1 protein-coding gene and 1 pseudogene are annotated in these 2,167 nt (G+C 71.2%); both read left to right on the top strand.

Features of this window, described 5'->3' with window-relative positions; translation table 11 throughout:
• Positions 1-182 (top strand): annotated as a pseudogene (locus WA805_RS21745) (histidine ammonia-lyase); the annotation flags it as partial.
• A gap of 37 nt (positions 183-219) precedes the next feature.
• Positions 220-1,878 (top strand): urocanate hydratase, encoded by a 1,659-nt coding sequence (hutU, locus tag WA805_RS21740; protein ID WP_422290865.1) that lies wholly within the window; start codon positions 220-222, stop codon positions 1,876-1,878.
• The last annotated feature ends 289 nt before the right edge of the window (positions 1,879-2,167 follow it).

Below are 2,167 nucleotides of genomic sequence, written 5' to 3'. Positions count from 1 at the left end.
TGCGTGCCCCGCTCACGCCCGCGCCCGCCACGGCCGCGGTCGTCGCGGGGCTGCGGGCGACCGGCACAGAAGGCCCCGGCGGCGACCGGTTCCTCGCGCCAGAAATCGAAACGACCGTGGACTACGTGAGATCAGGCGACGCGGTGCGCGCCGCCGAGACGGTCACGGGGCCGCTGGAGTAGGCGGCGTACGTTCCGGATGATCGAAAGGACCTTAACCATGGAAGGCGCCCGACCCGTCCGCGCACCGCGCGGCACCACACTCACCGCCCGGTCCTGGCAGACCGAGGCACCGCTGCGCATGCTGATGAACAACCTCGACCCCGACGTGGCCGAACGTCCCGATGACCTCGTCGTGTACGGCGGCACCGGCAGGGCCGCCCGCAGCTGGAACGCGTTCGACGCGATGGTGCGCACGCTGACCTCGCTGCGCGAGGACGAGACCATGCTCGTCCAGTCCGGCAAGCCGGTCGGGGTCATGCGCACGCACGAGTGGGCGCCGCGGGTGCTGATCGCCAACTCGAACCTGGTGGGCGACTGGGCGACGTGGCCGGAGTTCCGCCGGCTGGAGGCGCTGGGGCTGACGATGTACGGCCAGATGACCGCCGGGTCGTGGATCTACATCGGCACCCAGGGCATCCTGCAGGGCACGTACGAGACGTTCGCGGCGGTGGCGGCGAAGCGGTTCGGCGGCTCGCTCGCCGGGACGCTGACCGTCACCGGCGGCTGCGGCGGGATGGGCGGCGCCCAGCCGCTGTCGGTCACGCTGAACGACGGCGTCTGCCTGGTCATCGACGTGGACCCGGCACGGCTGGCGCGGCGGGTTTCCACGCGGTACCTGGACGTGGTCGCCGACGACCTCGACGACGCGCTGGCTCGCTGTCTCGCGGCGCGCGACGCGCGGGTGCCGCTGTCGGTCGGCCTCGTCGGCAACTGCGCGGTCGTGCTGCCCGAACTACTGCGGCGCGGCGTCCCCGCGGACATCGTCACCGACCAGACGTCCGCGCACGACCCGCTCTCGTACCTGCCCGTGGGGGTCGAACTGGCTGACTGGCATGACTACGCCTCGGCAAAACCCGAGGAATTCACCGAACGGGCCCGGGCTTCGATGGCTCGTCACGTGGCTGCCATGGTGGGCTTCCTCGACGCGGGCTCCGAGGTGTTCGACTACGGCAACTCGATCAGGGACGAGGCGCGGCTCGGCGGGTTCTCGCGTGCCTTCGCGTTCCCTGGATTCGTGCCCGCCTACATCCGGCCGCTGTTCGCCGAGGGGAAGGGACCGTTCCGGTGGGCGGCGCTGTCCGGTGACCCGGCGGACATCCACGCGACGGACAAAGCGGTGCTGTCGCTGTTCCCCGACAACTCGCACCTGCACCGGTGGATTCGCGCCGCGTCGGAGAAGGTCGAGTTCCAGGGCCTGCCGGCCAGGATCTGCTGGCTCGGGTACGGCGAGCGGGACAAGGCGGGCGTGCGGTTCAACGAGATGGTGGCGTCCGGCGCGCTGTCCGCGCCGGTCGTGATCGGCCGCGACCACCTGGACAGCGGCTCGGTCGCGTCCCCGTACCGGGAGACCGAGTCGATGGCCGACGGTTCCGACGCGATCGCCGACTGGCCGCTGCTGAACGCGATGGTGAACACGGCGTCGGGGGCAACGTGGGTGTCGTTCCACCATGGCGGCGGGGTCGGTATCGGCCGTTCGCTGCACGCGGGCCAGGTGTGCGTCGCGGACGGTTCCGCTCTGGCGGCGCAGAAGATCGAGCGGGTGCTGTCCAACGACCCGGGCATGGGCGTGCTGCGGCACATCGACTCCGGCGACGCCCCGGAGGGCGAGGACACGCTGACCGCCCACCCCGAGGGTGGCGTCCGCCTCCCGTCGTAGGCGTCCCGGCGAGGCCCGGCCCGGTTGGCGGCAGCGGCCCGCCTGCGGGCGCCCGCTTCTTGCTGTTATCAGCGCACATCCGATAGCGCTGGGGATTTGACCGCTGTGAGCGGCTAAATCCCCAGCGCTAAGGCGTCCAGCCGCGGCAGCGGCCCGCTTCTTGCTGTTATCAGCGCCTTTTGTCGATTTGTCCCTAATTGTGCGGATCGCGGCGGCCGGTGCCGAAGGCGGCGAAGCCAGGTATGGCGGCGAACCGGCCGGGCGGCTTTCTGCGGCGCCGCTTGAGCTC

Source organism: Trebonia sp., assembly GCF_049794275.1.
In the GTDB taxonomy this organism is placed as follows: domain Bacteria; phylum Actinomycetota; class Actinomycetes; order Streptosporangiales; family Streptosporangiaceae; genus Trebonia.
The sequence above is the reverse complement of the archived record's forward strand: the minus strand, read 5'-3'. Positions and strand labels throughout refer to the sequence as shown.

Coding starts and splice junctions, on each gene's coding strand:
- hutU (WP_422290865.1), top strand. CDS start 220: ATGGAAGGCGCCCGACCCGTCCGCGCACCGCGCGGCACCACACTCACC.